The organism is Anaerostipes rhamnosivorans (assembly GCF_005280655.1).
In the GTDB taxonomy this organism is placed as follows: Bacteria; Bacillota; Clostridia; order Lachnospirales; family Lachnospiraceae; genus Anaerostipes; species Anaerostipes rhamnosivorans.
This window is the reverse complement of the sequence record NZ_CP040058.1, coordinates 279860-297073: the sequence shown is the minus strand read 5'-3', so window position 1 is coordinate 297073 and position 17214 is coordinate 279860. Positions and strand designations below refer to the sequence as shown.

The 17214-nt window shown below is 48.4% G+C and carries 16 protein-coding genes; 3 read left to right on the top strand and 13 right to left on the bottom strand.

Annotated features, from left to right (window positions below; translation table 11 throughout):
• Nucleotides 1–36 precede the first annotated feature (36 nt).
• A complete protein-coding gene (locus tag AR1Y2_RS01455) occupies nt 37–642 on the bottom strand; it encodes an HAD family hydrolase (RefSeq protein ID WP_137327370.1) in 606 nt (201 codons plus the stop codon).
• 21 nt (nt 643–663) lie between these two features.
• Nucleotides 664–1494, bottom strand: coding sequence for a 4Fe-4S binding protein (locus tag AR1Y2_RS01450; protein ID WP_137327369.1), 831 nt, complete (start codon nt 1492–1494; stop codon nt 664–666).
• A 213-nt stretch (nt 1495–1707) separates the two neighbouring features.
• Between AR1Y2_RS01450 and AR1Y2_RS01445 the strand changes: the two genes are divergently transcribed.
• A complete protein-coding gene (locus AR1Y2_RS01445) occupies nt 1708–3405 on the top strand; it encodes an ABC-ATPase domain-containing protein (RefSeq protein ID WP_137327368.1) in 1698 nt (565 codons plus the stop codon).
• A 23-nt stretch (nt 3406–3428) separates the two neighbouring features.
• Nucleotides 3429–3989: a YdeI/OmpD-associated family protein gene (locus AR1Y2_RS01440; protein WP_137327367.1), complete on the top strand. Its 561-nt coding sequence runs from the start codon at nt 3429–3431 to the stop codon at nt 3987–3989.
• A gap of 44 nt (nt 3990–4033) precedes the next feature.
• Here the strand turns inward: AR1Y2_RS01440 and AR1Y2_RS01435 are convergent, their stop codons facing one another.
• Both AR1Y2_RS01435 and AR1Y2_RS01430 read right to left on the bottom strand, forming a co-directional pair.
• Nucleotides 4034–4513, bottom strand: coding sequence for a hypothetical protein (locus tag AR1Y2_RS01435; protein ID WP_137327366.1), 480 nt, complete (start codon nt 4511–4513; stop codon nt 4034–4036).
• The gene (locus tag AR1Y2_RS01430; protein WP_137327365.1) at nt 4510–4719 is read right to left on the bottom strand and encodes a helix-turn-helix transcriptional regulator; all 210 of its coding nucleotides are present in this window, start codon (nt 4717–4719) and stop codon (nt 4510–4512) included. Before AR1Y2_RS01430 ends, AR1Y2_RS01435 begins: the two co-directional genes overlap by 4 nt.
• A 163-nt stretch (nt 4720–4882) precedes the next feature.
• Between AR1Y2_RS01430 and AR1Y2_RS01425 the strand changes: the two genes are divergently transcribed.
• A complete protein-coding gene (locus AR1Y2_RS01425; RefSeq protein ID WP_137327364.1) occupies nt 4883–6631 on the top strand; it encodes an ABC transporter ATP-binding protein in 1749 nt (582 codons plus the stop codon).
• Nucleotides 6632–6858: 227 nt separating this feature from the next.
• Here AR1Y2_RS01425 and AR1Y2_RS01420 read toward each other — a convergent pair whose 3' ends face one another.
• From AR1Y2_RS01420 to ilvD, 9 genes are all read right to left on the bottom strand, one after another.
• On the bottom strand, nt 6859–7887 hold the full coding sequence (locus AR1Y2_RS01420; RefSeq protein WP_137327363.1) for a sugar kinase: 1029 nt from the start codon (nt 7885–7887) through the stop codon (nt 6859–6861).
• A 13-nt stretch (nt 7888–7900) separates the two neighbouring features.
• Nucleotides 7901–8863, bottom strand: coding sequence for a bifunctional 4-hydroxy-2-oxoglutarate aldolase/2-dehydro-3-deoxy-phosphogluconate aldolase (locus tag AR1Y2_RS01415; protein WP_137327362.1), 963 nt, complete (start codon nt 8861–8863; stop codon nt 7901–7903).
• Nucleotides 8856–9824 carry a C-terminal binding protein gene (locus AR1Y2_RS01410; protein WP_137327361.1) on the bottom strand — a complete coding sequence of 323 codons (969 nt, stop codon included), beginning with the start codon at nt 9822–9824 and terminating at the stop codon, nt 8856–8858. The genes AR1Y2_RS01415 and AR1Y2_RS01410 overlap by 8 nt, the downstream gene beginning before the upstream one ends.
• A 15-nt stretch (nt 9825–9839) precedes the next feature.
• Nucleotides 9840–10604, bottom strand: coding sequence for an SDR family oxidoreductase (locus AR1Y2_RS01405; RefSeq protein ID WP_137327360.1), 765 nt, complete (start codon nt 10602–10604; stop codon nt 9840–9842).
• A gap of 101 nt (nt 10605–10705) precedes the next feature.
• Nucleotides 10706–11467 (bottom strand): IclR family transcriptional regulator, encoded by a 762-nt coding sequence (locus AR1Y2_RS01400; RefSeq protein WP_137327359.1) that lies wholly within the window; start codon nt 11465–11467, stop codon nt 10706–10708.
• Between the two features lie 64 nt (nt 11468–11531).
• Complete coding sequence (locus tag AR1Y2_RS01395; RefSeq protein WP_137327358.1) at nt 11532–12911, bottom strand: APC family permease; 1380 nt, start codon at nt 12909–12911, stop codon at nt 11532–11534.
• Between the two features lie 42 nt (nt 12912–12953).
• Nucleotides 12954–14108, bottom strand: coding sequence for a pyridoxal phosphate-dependent aminotransferase (locus tag AR1Y2_RS01390; protein WP_137327357.1), 1155 nt, complete (start codon nt 14106–14108; stop codon nt 12954–12956).
• A gap of 17 nt (nt 14109–14125) precedes the next feature.
• Nucleotides 14126–15160 (bottom strand): zinc-dependent alcohol dehydrogenase, encoded by a 1035-nt coding sequence (locus AR1Y2_RS01385; RefSeq protein WP_137327356.1) that lies wholly within the window; start codon nt 15158–15160, stop codon nt 14126–14128.
• 283 nt (nt 15161–15443) lie between these two features.
• Complete coding sequence (ilvD, locus tag AR1Y2_RS01380; protein ID WP_175403556.1) at nt 15444–17102, bottom strand: dihydroxy-acid dehydratase; 1659 nt, start codon at nt 17100–17102, stop codon at nt 15444–15446.
• Nucleotides 17103–17214 lie beyond the last annotated feature (112 nt).

Here is a 17214-nt window from a genome sequence, read left to right as displayed (position 1 = left end):
TAAATTATAAAGCATATACCTGGTTTTGCACAATCATTATTTTATGAGATTGAGCTTCTTAAGTTCCTCCTCTGCCTGGTCCCTGCTCTTAAATATGATTCCTGAATACCCATAGTTCCTTGCCGCTTCAACGTTTACCTCCAGGTCATCAATAAAAACAGACTCCTGAGGGGTGATGCTGTATCTTTCTTCCAGCGCCTGATAGATCTCTCTTTCCGGCTTCACTGACAGCACCTCATAGGAGATCAGACTTCCGTCTGCCTCAGCGAGAAAGGAAAATGGTTCTTTTCGATTCTCAAATGATGTTTTGCCGTAATTACTGAGAATGTATACAGAATAGCCCTCTGCCCTCAGACTTCTGACCCACTCAGCCGCATAAGGATATTCCTCCGTCATCTCATGAATATGCTCATAAAACAGATCAATCTGTTTCTTGTATTTAGGCGCCAAGGAATAGAACCCTTCTACGATCTCCTGGTCAGACATGGCCCCGCGGTCAAACTCCTGCCAGTAAGGCCCTCTCACCGTGGCATCTGCCATATGCTCAAACGTTTCCCCCTCAAATCCAAGTCTGTGGAATAACTGCTCCCACGCAAAATCCGCCAGGACATTTCCAATGTCAAATATCACATTTTTTATCATTCCGTCCTCCTAACTGTCTGTCTAGAAAAATATCTCAGGTTCCGCCCGCTCTGTATACTGCTCTTCCAGCTCTGTCTTGTGGTACAGATATCCTTCATCCTCATAATATCTGGCCTGCCTTGGACATTTCTTGATACAAGCCCCGCATTTGATGCAGATGCCGTTTACTGTTTTCACGTCCTCACGGTTTATAGATCCCATAGGACAGACCTCAGCGCAGATGCCGCATCCATCACAGTCCCCTGAAGTCAAAGGCTTCACTTTTCTGATATCAATGAAGGTTCCCTTTCTGTCACGGGGCTGATAATACCCTCTGTACGGTGCCGGCGTTCCCTTCACATACACAGGGTGTACAAAATCCTCCTTCTCATACATTTTGAGACGCTGACAGAGTCCATACGCAAACTCCCTGGCCAGGCTGACATCCTTGTGGTCCGGCCGGTCTTTTCCCAGTGTCCTGGAAAATGCGTGTTCTCCCACAAAGGCTCCCGCAGCAATGGTGTAAAAGTGGTTTTGTTCCAGCAGGTCGCGGAGTTCTATCAGCGCGTCGTCGTAATTCCGGTTTCCATAGACTGTGACCGGCACTGCCAGGGCATGATTTCCCTTGATATAATCCCTTAGGAATCCAAGCAGCACATTGGGCACCCTGCCTGCATAGACCGGTGTTCCAAAAACCACAAGATCCTCAGGTTCAAAAACGAGGAGCTCTTTTCTTGCACCAGGCAGCGTAAAGTCATACTCGTGATACGGGACACGCAGTGTTCTGGCCGCCTCCTTTGCCAAAACTGTGACAATCTTTTTTGTTGTATCTGTGGCACTGAAATAGACTGCCCAAACTCTCTTACATTCCATAACTAAACCCTCCTTTGAACCAGATCCATAAGTAAATACTATTAAAAACATTATACCTTAACGTGCTAAGCACGCCAAGCCCGGAAGGCATAGAATACAGTGTGCCCTGCGTCCATAAAACAAAAAATCGTGGTCCGCATTGACGGCTCTTTTTAATCGTGGGATACTTACTCTAAGAAGTGTTAATATCCATGATAGAAAGGTTTATTCATTATGAAGACATCTGATGATTTAAAAGCATTGTTACAGAGGATCGACCATAAAGGTTATCCCACATATAAAGACACAAGAGGCAGCTATCGTTTTGACGGCTATGTGCTGAATATTGACCACGTACAGGGAGATCCTTTTGCATCTCCTTCCAAACTGAGTGCCGTGATTCCCGGCTCAACGGCCGGATTTCCGTCTTCCCTGTTTGACCTGCCTCATAAGCGCATTGCCCTTCAGGATCATCTGACACGCTTGTTCGCAAAAAAACTAGAGTCTTTTAACTTCAAAGCCAAAGGCTCCGGAAAAAGCGGGCTTATCTCTGTCAGCAGGTGCGGACAGGAGATCTTATCCCGCACCGCTTTGTCCATGGATCCTTCCTCCGGTAATCTCTCCGTTCACTTTGAGGTTGGATTCCCGGCCAGAGGACGAACCATCGCCGCCTTTGAACTGATTAAGATCCTGTTCGATTTCCTGCCGGAATGTGTGCGCTCTTCCTTCTATTATAATAGGTTAAATAAAAGGGTCATAAAAGAAGTGGCCGATCTTTCTGAAGACCAACAGTATATCCGGGAGCAGCTTCCAAAACTGGGCCTCTGCGCATTCGTGGCAGACGGTTCCATCCTACCCAGGGAAAGCGGTGTTTCTTCCCGCCCGATGAAGCAGGCGGTGGCTTTTCATTCTCCTGATTCCCTGAAGGTCACTCTTAACCTGCCCCATCACGGTCCCCTTACCGGAATGGGAGTCCCAAAAGGCATCACTCTCATCGTAGGAGGCGGATACCACGGGAAATCTACTCTTTTAAAAGCTCTGGAACTGGGCGTGTACAATCATATAAAAAATGACGGAAGGGAATATGTGATCACCGATGACACAGCCGTGAAACTCCGGGCCGAGGACGGGCGCAGTATTAAAAACACAGATATTTCTCTGTTTATCAACAACCTTCCAAACGGCAAGGATACCTCTTCCTTCTCCACAGAGGATGCCAGCGGAAGTACTTCCCAGGCCGCCAATGTGGTGGAAAGCATGGAAGCCGGAACTTCCCTGTTCCTCATCGATGAGGATACCAGCGCCACCAACTTTATGATTCGGGACGAACTGATGCAGAGAGTGGTCCACCGGGATCTTGAACCGATCACGCCGTTCATTGAGCGGGTTCAAGGATTGTATGAGGACCACGGGATCTCTTCCATCATTGTTGCCGGAAGTTCCGGTGCCTATTTCCAGGTTGCCGATCATATCCTGCAGATGGACCGATACGTGCCGAAAGAAATCACTGCCTTTGCAAAAGAAGAGGCCAAAGCCTTTCCTTTGGTGACGCTCCCAGAAAAAATGCCGGAGAATCCATCATTTTGCCGTATCATCCAGAGTAACCGTTCCTTTACGAAAAACGGAAGAAACAAGTTGAAAACACTGGGAAAGGATGCGTTCCAAATTAATAAAGAGACTGTAGACTTAAGATATACGGAACAGCTCTGTGATGCTGAACAGACTACGGCGCTCGCGTATGCACTTCTGTATGCCCAGCTTCATCTGATCGACGGCCGGAAGGATCTTCGGCAGATTGTGGAAGAACTGATGCGGATCATAGAGACAAAAGGCCTAGCGGCAATCCTTGACTGTGGATATGTGAAGTCCAATCTAGCTGAACCGAGAAAGCAGGAAGTGTTTGCGGCATTTAACCGGTATCGAAAACTTTAAGATCAAAAAAGGAGGGCTTTATTTTGAGTGAACCTAAACAATTCGCCAGTCGGGCGGACTTTCGGAAATGGCTGTCTGACAATGGCCGGTCAAGTGCCGGTATTTGGCTTTTATTCGGCAAAGCAGGCGGTCCAAAAACCATAAAAGCAGGTGAAGCGCTTGAGGAGGCCCTGTGCTTTGGATGGATTGATGGAAAGATGCAGAAGATCGATGACAAAACCTACAAAAAATATTTTTCTTCGCGCAGAGAAAACAGTAAGTGGTCTGAAAAAAATAAAAAGTTGGTGAAAAGCCTTGAGGAACAAGGGCTTATGACCGATGATGGCAGAACAAAAATAGAGAAAGCCAAAAAAAACGGCCAATGGGATGCCCCGAAATCTCCGGCCGTCACAGAAGAACAGATCGCTTCTTTATCCGCTCTGTTAAAAGAGTATGAACCTGCATATACAAACTTTCAGGCAATGTCACCGTCTGTTAAAAAAACTTACACTAAGGCTTATTTTGATGCAAAGACCGATGCCGGCCGGGAAAAGCGGATCTTATGGATGGTCGGCCGGCTTAACAAAAATCTAAAACCTATGTAACTGAAAAGTACGCCCAGCTTATATCAGGCGTACTTTTTATTTGTTTACATTCTGCGCTCAAACACTTTGTAGGAGACTACATAAGTGATCAAGAATACCCACACGAGAACACCCACGATCTTTGTAAGTACCGGATACCAGAGACCGCCGATGAGCCAGGTCCCATAGAGAGCTATAATCAATGCAGTGGCCGCAAACCGGTATGCCTTCTTGCCTATTTCCTGATTTCTCTCATCAGTATTGGAAAGCCGAAGTTCCTTTAATTTGGCAGGGTTTTTTAAGACCAGCTGAAACCGGATCCACAGTACCAGGGCTGCTGCCATCAGACCTGTCCCCACCCCTGCATATGCACCCAGCATATGCTCATTGATCTGAACATCCCAATAACTGTGGGCCAGAAGTGAGACTGCCAATGTCACCGCGCCTGCTATGAACAGATAAATCAGGTATCTCTGTTTTTTCTTCACTGCTTTCCTATACTCTTCATCGTTTTTCGCATTGCTTGCGCAAAATAATCCTATCATAAATTCTCCTCCTCCTGATCAAATATAAAAATGTCCTCGATCGTTACTCCAAAGAACTGGGCAATCTTGTGAGCCAATACCAGTGAAGCCTTATATCTGCCGTTTTCCAGGGATATGATCGTCTGCCGGGTCACATCTACAGATTCTGCCAGTTCCATCTGCGTTACCCTCTTTTCCTTTCTCAGTTCCTGTATTCTTGTTTTCATACGTCACGCCCTTTTTTGTATAGTTTGCTTTACATCTTGAGTATAGTTTACTTTACATGTAATGTCAAGTACATTTTACATTGTCTTATTTACATATTTTTTTCCTTGTGTTAGAATCTTTACTGACACTTTTACTTTCTATATTAGAATGGAGTCCTAAACCATGGATACGTTTAAAAAATTTATCAAATATTACGGCCCCTACAAGGCTGTTTTCTTTTTTGATCTGTTCTGTGCCGCCTTTATCAGTATTGTGGATCTGGCATATCCGCAGATACTGCGCACGCTGACAAACACTTTGTTTTTAGAGGAAAGTTCCATTATCCTGAAGAATATTTTTATCATCGGAGCCATCCTCCTGATCTTCTACATCCTGCAGGCCCTGTGCAAGTATTATGTCAGCTGCCAGGGACATATCATGGGCGCCCGGATGGAACGGGACATGAGAAGAGAGCTGTTTGAACACTATGAAAATCTCTCTTTTTCCTACTATGACAAAAATAACACCGGACAGATGATGAGCCGGCTTGTCTCCGATCTGTTTGACATCTCGGAGTTTGCCCATCACGGCCCGGAAAATCTATTTATTTCTGTTGTAAAGATCATCGGCTCCTTTATCTTCCTGTTTATGATCCAGTGGAAGCTGGCGCTGATCTTATGCGCTGTGGTCATTTTCATGATTTTCTTTTCGGCACTCCAGAACAAACGGATGCAGGCCACCTTTCTGGATAACCGGAAAAAGATAGGGAACATCAACGCCACACTGCAGGATTCTCTTGCAGGGATCCGGATTGTCCAGTCTTTTGCCAACGAGGACATCGAACGGGAAAAGTTTCACCAGGGTAATGAAGGTTTTCTGCGGTCCAAGCAGGACAACTACAGGGCCATGGGAACCTTTCAGGGAGGCAATACTTTCTTCCAAGGCCTGATGTATCTGGTGACTCTTGTGGCCGGCGGCTGCTTCATCGCTGCCGGAGAAATGACTGCTGCGGATCTGGCTATGTACGCTTTGTATATCGGTATTTTTATCAGTCCCATCCAGATTCTTGTGGAACTGACTGAGATGATGCAGAAAGGGCTGTCCGGTTTCCGGAGATTCCAGGATATCATTGAGACAGAACCGGAGATCGTGGACCTTACAGATGCGGCACCGATCAATAATCCGGCCGGAAACATCTCCTATGAGGATGTCAGCTTCAGCTATGAGGATAATGAAGTGGTGCTAAACCATATCTCCTTTGAAATTGAGGCCGGAAAATCCGTAGCCTTAGTGGGCCCGTCCGGCGGAGGGAAAACAACAATCTGCTCTCTGCTGCCTCGGTTTTATGATGTGAGCCAGGGCACCATTTCCATCGGGGGACAGGACATTCGGAACATAACTCTTAAGAGCCTCAGAAATTCCATAGGTATCGTCCAGCAGGACGTCTATCTGTTCGGAGGAAGTGTACGGGAAAACATTGCTTATGGCAATCCTGAGGCTGGCATGGAGGAAATCATAGAAGCCGCTAAGAAAGCCAATATCCATGACTTTATCATGGATCTGCCTGACGGATATGATACGTTTGTAGGGGAGCGGGGAACCCGTCTGTCCGGAGGCCAGAAACAGCGCATATCCATCGCCCGGGTCTTCTTAAAGAACCCGCCGATCTTGATCCTGGATGAAGCCACCAGTGCCCTGGACAATGAAAGTGAGCGCCATATTCAAAAAAGCCTGGAGGAACTGTCCAAAAACAGAACTACCGTGACCATCGCCCATCGGCTGTCTACGATCAAGCATGCCGATGAGATCCTTGTCATTGACAGCCATACCATCCAGGAACGTGGCTCCCACAGAGAGCTTCTAAAACAGGATGGTATTTACGCAAAATATTATAAGATGCAGTTTGAGGGCCTTGAGACCTTTGATATTTGATCCAACTGGAACAAAGTGGGCAAGCCCACTTCAACATCCCAACCCCTCACTCTTTGAGGGGCTTGGCAACTTTGCGCGCCAAATGCGATTTGACGCAGTCAAATGATTTCCTCACGCATTTGTGTGCATAATGCCCGCAGGGCTTTTTTGTTCCATAGGGAGAACTTTCCTATGGAACAAAAAAGGCCAGACACCCTCATGTCTGGCCCTTCTTTATCTTCATTATATCATCTCACAACTCTGCCGGCCCCGCCGCTTTCTGCCAGGGCTTCTATCTCCTCAGTACTCACATAGTTCATATCCCCCGGAATGGTGTGCTTCACCGCCGCAGATGCAGTGGCAAACTCCAGCGCCTTTTCCGGTGCCCAGCCTTCCATGATCCCGTGGATAAAGCCTGCGGCAAACGCATCTCCTGATCCTACCCGGTCCACAATATGCACCATATACCGCCTTCCCCGGTAAAGACCAGAATCACCAGCCACCTCTGCGCCATACCGGTTGTCAGAGGCGGAGATGCTTTCCCTCAGCGAGCTGACCAGATAAGTAAATCCATAAGTCTTTCTCACATTCTGCATACGTTCCTCATCCACGCAGACCTGATAATCTCCGTTGATAAAGTCCAGTCCGTCTTCCTCATAGCCAAGCACCAGCGCGGCGTCCCTGGCATTTCCAAAACAGATATCCACATATTTCATCAGCTCCCGCATAATGCTTTGCTTTTCTGTCTTATCCTTTGTCCAAAGCTTAGCCCGGTAGTTTAAGTCAAAGGATGTTCTGATCCCTCTTTTTTTTGCAGCCTTCAGCGCCTCCAAAGTAATCTGGGCCGCATTTTTACTAATCACCGGAGTGATCCCAGACGTATGGAACCACTCTGTGTCTCCCATAATCCGGTCCCAGTCAAAGTCTGAAGGATCTGCCTCCGCCATAGCAGAGCCTGCCCTGTCATACACAACGCTGGAAGGCCTTACGGAAACCCCGTTTTCCAAAAAATACGTGCCCAGCCTTTGTCCGCCGAATTGGATGCCGGAACAGTCCACACCGGACTTTCTCAGCGTGGCTGCCGCACAGTCACCGATGGCATTTGCGGGCAGTTTTGTCACATAACGGACCTCATGCCCGTAGTTTGAAAGGCCCACCGCAATGTTTGCCTCTGTTCCCCCATAGGTAACGTCAAAGGAAGAGGCCTGGATAAATCTCTGGTTTCCCGGAGGGGACAGTCTCAGCATGATCTCCCCAAATGTCATTATTTTTCCCATCTCATCACCTCATCTATTTTTGCACCAGATGGACTGCGAATCCCCCGATCTCCTGCCTGAAATATATGGCACCCAGCGATCCGTCTGTCTTATAGCTGGCACTTTCGTCCCGGAACGCAAATCCCCGTCTCTTAAAATACCCGACAGCCCGTCCTACATCGTTGGTCCTCACTGCAATGTGCCCTTTGTTTCCTAAAAAAGGCTGTTTCATAGCTTCAATATAACTGCCCGCAAAAATGGAATTATCATTTTCACTTTTCTGGAACCCAAAGATACTCTCAAACATTCCGGCAGCCTTGGCGGCCTCGTCTCTGCTTTCGGTGTTGATCCCCACATGGGCAAGCTCAAAGCCCAGCATCCTTCTGACAGCTTTTTCAGCCATAGCCCTGATAGATATGAAATCCCCCTTATCCACCAGCTTCTCCGGCGCCATAAAGGATCCCCCGCAGGCGGCTACCTGAGTAAGCTTCAGATAATCCTTCATATTCTCTTCGGTGATCCCCCCGGTGGGCATAAACTTCATGCCTGCATAAGGACCTGAAAGGGCTTTCAGCATCTTTACCCCTCCGGCTGCCTCTGCAGGGAAGAATTTCACCAGCCTTAGTCCATACTCCATAGCCTGCTCCACATCTGTGGGACTTGAACAGCCGGGAATGACCGTGATCTTATGATCTGTACAGTATCCTACTATCTCCGGATTAAAGCCAGGGCTTACGATAAACTTAGCCCCCGCCCTCACCGCCTGCTCTGCCTGCTCCTTTTTTGTCACCGTTCCCGCTCCTACGAGCATCTGCGGGTAGGCTTCCGTCATCCGTTTGATGGATTCCACACAGGCCCCGGTGCGGAATGTAACCTCCGCACACGGAATCCCTCCTTCACACAGTGCCTTTGCCAGCGGCTCTGCCTTGTCTGCATCCTTCAGGCAAAGGACCGGAACAATCCCGATGTCCTCAATCTTACACAGCAAGTCATTCATAATATCTGCCCCCTTCAAGCCGGTTCACCGGATAATGAATCGGTAATCCTTGCGCGAACCGGACAGACTCTTTTGCGACCTTACGTTTCAGCTCCATGGCGGCCTCCTCAGAGTACCAGGCCATATGCGGTGTCACGATCAGATTCTCGTTTTCAAAGATCGGTGAGTCCGGAGCCATAGGCTCTGAGTTCATACAGTCAAGGGCCGCTCCCCCAATAATCCCTTCCCTCAGTGCCTTGTCCAGATCCTGTTCGTTGATAATGCCTCCCCTGGCTGCATTTATGAGCACCGCTGAATCCTTCATCTGCTCAAATACTTTCCAGTCAAACAGATCCCTGTTTCCGTCTGCCGGACAGTGCAGGGAAATGGCATCGGACTGGCTCACCAAGTCCTCAAAGCTTACGATCTCCGCTTCCCCGATCCGGTCCCCCTGTTTCATCTGTGGGTCATATCCGATCACACGGAACCCAATGGCCGACGCTTTTTTTGCGAAATTCCGGCCAATCCGCCCCATACCCGCAACCCCTACGGTCTGTTCACAAAAGCGGTGGACCGGGATAGCCTTTGTATAATCCCAGCCAAAGGATTTCGTAAAGCGGTCCATCATGTACACTTTCCTAAGCAACATAAGCATCATAGCCAATGCGTGGTCCGCTACCTCATTCATGCCGTAATCGGGAACATTCCCCACCTGCACTCCGTGTCTTTCTGCAGCTTCCACATCCACAGTGTCCACACCGACACCGTACCGCACCACGTATTTTAGCTCTGGCAGGGCTTCCATGACCTTTTCTGAAATTCTCGCATACTGGACTATAAAAATGTCCGCCCCGCCGCACTGCTCTATGACTTCCTCTTCCGTCCTAGCACACTTAAGCTCAAATTCAATTCCCGCTTCGTTAAGGACCTTCGTTTCGATATCAATGTTTTCATGATCACAGTCTGTGATAATCACCTTCATGCCGTGCCTCCTTTTCTATCTCACCAGGTATCCACCGTCTACGGGGATCACTGCGCCGTTCAGATAATCAGATGCAGAAGATGCCAGAAACACACACGGTCCCTTCATATCCTCCCCGGTTCCCCACCTGTGGGCCGGGATCCTGTCTGTTATCTCTTTGTTCCTCGGGTTCTTGGGATCCAGTAGTGCCGTATTCATCTCTGTGGCCATATAACCCGGTGCCAGAGCGTTGACATTGATATCCTTTGACGCCCATTCATTACAGAACGCTTTCGTGATCTGCGCGACTGCCCCCTTTGAAGCGGCATAAGCCGGCACCGTATATCCTCCGAAAAAGGAGAGCATGGATGCGATGTTGATGATCTTTCCCTTCGTCTGCTGTGCTATAAACTGCTTCGCCGCCATCTGGCACAGACTGAACACCGCAGTCAGATTCACATCCAGTACAAAATTCCAGTCCTTCAGAGGAAAATCCTCACTATTATGGCGTCTCTGGACTCCCGCTCCATTGACGATAATGTCCAGCGTGCCTCCAAGTTCCTTTACGGCCTCTAAAAATGCCTGTTCCCTTTCCTTTTCATCTGCGATATTTGCGATCACATAGCTGCATTTGAATCCCTTTTCCCTCATTTTAAGGGTGGTTTCTTCAGCCTTCGGATTAATATCTATGATACACACAGAAGCTCCCGCCTCCATAAGCCCTTCTGCCATTCCAAGACAGAGGCCTCCTGCCGCCCCGGTTACGATGGCACGTTTTCCAGTCAAATCAAAATATTCCATATTGTCTCCTCCCGCATGTAAGACACACATTATTCTACTTATCTACATGATATTTACATCCGAAAGGTGCAGAGTGCCGCAGTTTCTACAGCACCTTATTCTTATTTTCCGCTAATCAGCTCTGACACGGTCCGCTTTGTCTCCCGAAGTCTTTCCTGGATCCGGTTCAAATTCTCTTCCTCTGCCCTGGTGATCGGCGCTGATATGCTGATCCCATAATTATAAGTTCCCTTATAATCCGGAATGCTCGTGCCGACACAAAACAAACCTGCTTCCCGTTCTTCCCAGTCGTAGGCAAACCCTGTCTCCCTTGCCTGTTCCAGCTCTTTTAAAAGCTGCTCCAGATTCTGGATCGTCTTGGGCGTAAAGATGATATTGTCGCTCTGATCCCAGATCTCCCGGACTTCCTCCTCCGGAAGCTCCGCAAGGATCGCCTTGCCCACTGCTGTACTAGACATTTCAAGTTCCAGCCCTATGTAGGACCCTGTGGCAAAAATATTTGCCGCTGGAAGCACTTTGTCGATATAACGGATCTTATTTCCCGCTCTCTGAACAAAATGCACGGTCTCTTTACATTCATCTGAAAGCTGCTTCAAATAAGGATGCACCAAACGAATGACATTGTTTCTCTCCTGCACATAGTTGCCCATTACAAGCAACCGGTAAGTTAGAAAATACTTTTCTGTTTCCTTTTCCTGCTTTGCATATCCGAGTTCCACCAGCGTATTCATGATCCTGTGGACCACAGTCACGGTAAGTCCCGTCTCATGATGAATCTCCCGGATGCCCATTGTTTCATTTCTTGCCATCAATTCTATGATCTGAAATGCCCGCTCTACAGACTGTACTGTTTCTTTCGCCATAATATCCTCCTGAGTCTTGTCTATTACAGCTATTATACCACAATCTGCGGGCCCGTCACATGAATCAGTCAGTATCTGATGTCCCCTCATTCTCCTCATCCAAATGGCTCAGATCCTTAAACTTATCCTTTCTGGACAGATAGATCGGAAGCCCCAGGAGCGTCAGCCCTACGCCTACTAATGCGTTGACCGGCTGGGTGAAAACGGTGATGATTACTACAAACAGTCCGCCTAAAATAGCCAGAATCGGAACCAATGGGTAACATGGCGTCTTGTATGGCCGTTTCAGGTCCGGTTCATCCTTCCTCAACTTGATCACTCCATAAAAGGCGATGGTATAGAAAATCCAGATGACAAACATACACATATCAGTGAGCGAATTATAGGACCCTGAAATGATCATCACTGATGTGACTGCCAATAAGAAGATACCGCTGACTACCGGAGTCGCATATTTGGGATGAAGATAGGCAAACTGCTTGCTGAATGGCAGCTTATTCTGCACACCCATGGCGTATGGAATCCTCATTCCCATCATAATATTGCTGTTTAGAGTACCGAATACCGCAATCAGGATTCCCACAGTGATGAGTTTAGCTCCCATGTTTCCGCCCAGAAGTTTAGCTGCAACATCCGCTGCCGGTGTCGCTGTGTTGGCCAGCTGGTCTGCCGGTATCACGAGAAGGTATCCGATGTTGATGACTGCGTATACGAGGATGACAATGCTCAATCCCAGCACGATGGCTTTCGGAAGATCCTTTTTCGGATTCTTCATTTCCCCGGCAGCATTTCCAACGTGAATCCATCCGTCATAGGCATACATACAGGTCAACATTCCAGTTGCAAAGATCGCTATGAACGAATCCCCCGTGTGGATAAACGGTGTCAAATTTTCCGGACTGCTCTGCGTGGAGGTGAATGCCATGAGAATGATCACGGCCAGCGGCACAAGCTTCGCGACTGTAAACACGTTTCCGATCATTCCTCCCACATTTGCTCCCAGGCAGTTACATACGATCAGGAAAAACACCATAAAGATTGCAAACGGGATCGTAAATTTGCTGTCCACTCCAATGAGCTTTAATGCCTGGATGGAAAAAATCGTTCCCAAGGCCCCTACGTTCGCTGGCCAAAAGACCACCGACTCACACCAGCCCAGCAGGTATCCGAGGCCCTGTCCAAAGCATTTCTCAACCCAGGACACCAGCCCTCCTGTTTTAGGAATGGATGCCGCAAGCTCTGCCGTGGTCAATCCTCCAAACAGTGTAATCAGTCCTGCGAACACCCAGATCAGCAGTCCGATGCCGGGCGCACCTCCTGTGATCGTATAGACCGCCTGAGGCTTGAAGAACACTCCGGAGCCGATGACCATACCGATGACAGACAGCATAACGGTACTCAGTCCAAGGCTTCTTTTTAACTGTGTATTTGATTCATTTTTCATACGATTGCTATTAATCCTGAGATTAATATCCTCCTTCCCTGGTTATAAACTCTCTACAAACTTCTGAATCCGTTCCATTCCTTTCCTTATTGTCTCCACTGAGGTCGCATAGGAAATCCTGATGTAACCCTCACCCTGTTCTCCAAAGGCAGATCCCGGCGCTACCACAACTCCCTCTTTTTCAAGCAGCTGTTCCGCAAATTCTGTGGAGCCGAGTCCTGTCTCCTTGATGTTGATAAAGGCATAAAAGGCTCCTTTGGGAGGTCTGCACGAGATCTTTCCGATCTTTTCAATGCATTCCAGAAGTACCTTTCTTCTCTCTGCATACTGGTCATACATTTCCTTTATGGATGCCTGCCCGTTGTTGATGGCCTCCACCGCACCGTACTGCGCAAAGGTTGTGACACAGGACGGAACGTTTTCCTGAAGCTTGGGCATCAGGCTCACGATCTCCGCCGGCCCTGCCAGATATCCGATTCTCCATCCTGTCATTGCATAGGTCTTTGAACAGGAGTCAATATAAATGGTCCTGTTCTTCATGCCGTCCAGGGCTGCGATGTTTACATACTCGCCTTCATACAACAGGTGTTTGTATACGGCGTCGTAAACCACATACAGGTCGTGCTCCAGTGCTACTTTCGCAATATCTTCCATGACCTTCCGGCCTGCCACAGCTCCTGTGGGATTGCAGGGCGAATTCAGCAAGATGACCTTTGTTTTATCCGTGACAGCCTCAGACAGTGCTTCATAGGTAAAGTTAAAACCATTCTCCTCATATACAGGAACCGGTACAGGTACCCCGTGGTTCATACTGATCTGTCCGTAGTAATTTGCGTAGCATGGATCAGAAATGAGCACCTCGTCCCCCGGGTCCAGAAGCGTTGCCATACTTAGGTACAGCGCCTCCATTCCGCCTGTACACACAAGGATCTCATTTTCCGGATTGTATGCCACATGGTCATACTTTTTTGTCTCTCTTGCTATGGCCTGTCTCAGCGGCAGGATGCCTGCATTGTCCGTGTAATGAGTCTGTCCTTCTTCCAGTGCTTTCTGGGCCGCCTTGATGACATTCTTCGGTGTATCAAAATCCGGTTCTCCCAAAACAAAGCTGATGGTGTCCTCTTTGTTTTTCGCCAGATCAAACATCCGCCTGATGCCTGACTGGGGCAGTAACGTCGCATCTGATAATTTCTTCATCTTTCATCCTCCTGACTTCAATCTTCGTTCTCCACGCTGCAGTCCACCAGAACCTTCAATGTACTCTCCTGCGGATCACGGATCAGCTCAAATACAGTATCTGCATTTTTAAGATCCACTATGTGAGTGACGACCCTTTCTAAATCATCCGCTATCCGTCCGGCATATTGCACCGCTTGTCCAAACTCTCTTTTTGTATATACACGGCTTCCCACCAAGGTCTGTTCCTTGAAATTTACGTCCTGAAGGTTCACCGCATGGGGCTCCTTATGTACTCCCGTCAGACAGATCTTCCCGCCGATCCTGCAGATCTCTGTCATCTGCCCTGCCGCCGGTGCAGAGCCGCTGCATTCAAACACAACATCCACACCGGTTCCGCCGGTCTGCAGCGCCACATACTCTGCCAGGTCCTGATCCAGAACATTCACCGTCTCAAAACCGAAATCCCTGCAGATCTTTAACCGCTCCCGGTCTACATCGGAAATGATGATCCTGGAGGCACCCGCGTTTTTCAGTACGATTCCTGTCAGCACTCCGATGGGTCCGGCCCCGATGACTGCTGCTGTATCAAGCATCTGAAAATCTGCCTGGTGCATGGTCCTGATGATGACCGCCAGCGGTTCTATCACTGCCGCTGCTCGGTCAGAGAGACCATCATCAAGCTTAAACAGCACATCCTCATCACAGTTTACATACTCTGCGATCCCTCCGTCCGTATCAATCCCGATCAGCTTCAATGATCTGCACACATGCGGAATGCCAGTGCGGCAGGCAAAACATTCCCCGCAGGATAAAAGCGGGTATGGTGCCACCCGGTCACCCACCTTAAATTTGCTGCTACCGCCCTTGATCTCCTCAATGGTCCCGACAAATTCATGCCCCAGCACCAGCGGCGCCTTTGCTCTTGGATGTTTGCCTGCAAAGATCCCAATGTCAGAACCGCAGATTCCGCAGTAACGTACCTTGATGCGGACCTGCCCTTCTTTTAGTTCTGCCGGGGGTCTTTCCTGCACTTCCACCTTCTCTGGCCCGGAATAAACTAACGTTTTCATACTGCCTCCTTTCTTTTGTTCCGTTATCCGGAACACTGTTCTTTAATTACAATTGCATCATACAAGAATCATTTCCAGCTGTCAATTGGTTTTCAATAGATTCCATGCGAACTAATCTCTTTTCCACGATTTAACCAAAATTAAATTTAGAATGAACCTGATTTTCCTGTTTCTTTTGGTTAATGTCGCTAACGAACTATCGTTAACTATCTCTTTTAAGTAGCGCAAAAAAGATGACAGAAGTTCCAAAAAACCTCTGTCATCTTTTTCTTTTCCAAATTTATTAATCTAATACTGCTCCGCTGCTGCCCGAAGTCACACTTCTTGCATACCTTTTCAGATACCCTTTTTGAATCTTTTGTTCTTTTGGCACCCAGGCAGCTTTTCGTTTTTTGATCTCATTTTCATCTGCCAGCAGCTGGACCGTATGGTTTGGGATATCGATTTCGATCAGATCTCCCTCCTGTACAAGCGCGATGGTTCCTCCCACCGCCGCTTCCGGTGACACATGGCCGATGGCAGCGCCTCTTGTAGCTCCGGAAAATCGTCCGTCCGTGATCAATGCCACACTGTCTCCCAAACCGCTGCCCATAATGGCAGATGTGGGATTCAGCATTTCTCTCATACCCGGTCCCCCTTTGGGACCTTCATATCGTATGACTACCACATCTCCAGGTACAACAATACCTGAGTAAATAGCTTTGAGAGCATCTTCCTCCCCGTCGAAGACCCTGGCCCTGCCCTTGTGGTGCAGCATTTCTTCCGCCACCGCGGACCTTTTGACCACGCAGCCATCCGGTGCAAGATTCCCTTTCAATACCGCAATTCCCCCGGTCCTGCTGTACGGGTCATCCACCGTCCGGATAATATCGGTATTCTTGATCTCTTTTCCTCTGATATTTTCCTCAACCGTCTTCATGGTACAGGTGAGCGGATCTGTATGGATCAGGCCCAGTTTGTTTAACTCATGCATGACCGCCGGGATTCCCCCGGCTTCATTCAGATCTTCTATATAAGCTTCCCCGGCAGGCGCCAAGTGACACAGGTTCGGTACCTTCTCAGAGATGTCATTTGCCATAGCCAGATCCAGATGAATCCCGCACTCATGGGCAACCGCCGGCAGATGGAGCATACTGTTTGTGCTGCACCCCAGAGCCATATCCACAGCCAGGGCATTTTCAAAGACTTTCTTCGTCATAAGATCTGAAGGTTTCACATCTTTTTCTACCAGCTCCATGATCTGCATGCCCGCTTTTTTTGCCAGCCTGATCCTTTCCGAGTAAACGGCCGGTATGGTCCCGTTTCCCGGCAGCCCCATTCCCAGCACTTCCGTCAGACAGTTCATACTGTTGGCGGTAAACATACCTGAACAGGAACCGCAGGTAGGGCAGGCCTTCTGTTCACAAGTTTTCAGTTCTTCTCCCGTGATCTCCCCTGTCTGATGTCTGCTCACTGCTTCGGATACAGTAGAATAGCTGATCCGGTGCCGATCCATCGTTCCCGCCAGCATGGGGCCGCCGCTCACAAAAATAGAAGGAATATCCAGCCGGGCCGCCGCCATTAAAAGCCCCGGAACATTTTTATCGCAGTTAGGGATCATAACCAATCCGTCAAACGGATGGGAGCAGGCCATGGCCTCCGTGGAATCCGCGATCAGTTCTCTTGTAACCAGGGAATACTTCATTCCCTCATGGCCCATGGCAATGCCGTCACAGACTGCTATCGCCGGAAATACAATCGGCACGCCTCCTGCCAGGGCAACTCCCTGTTTTACCGCCTCTTCGATCTTATCCAGGTTCCGGTGTCCCGGAACAATCTCATTCTTTGAACTGACAATTCCGATCAACGGTCTCTCCATCTCTTCCTCCGTAAGTCCCAGCGCGTACAGCAGAGAACGCTGGGGGGCTTTCGTATCACCTTTCTTAATACGGTCACTTCTCATAATCATAGCCTCCTTTTAACATTAGACATCATACCTCTTGTTTGTTGTATTATAAATCATATGATGTCTAATGTCAATATATACATATGATGTATCTAAAGAATATAAAAGA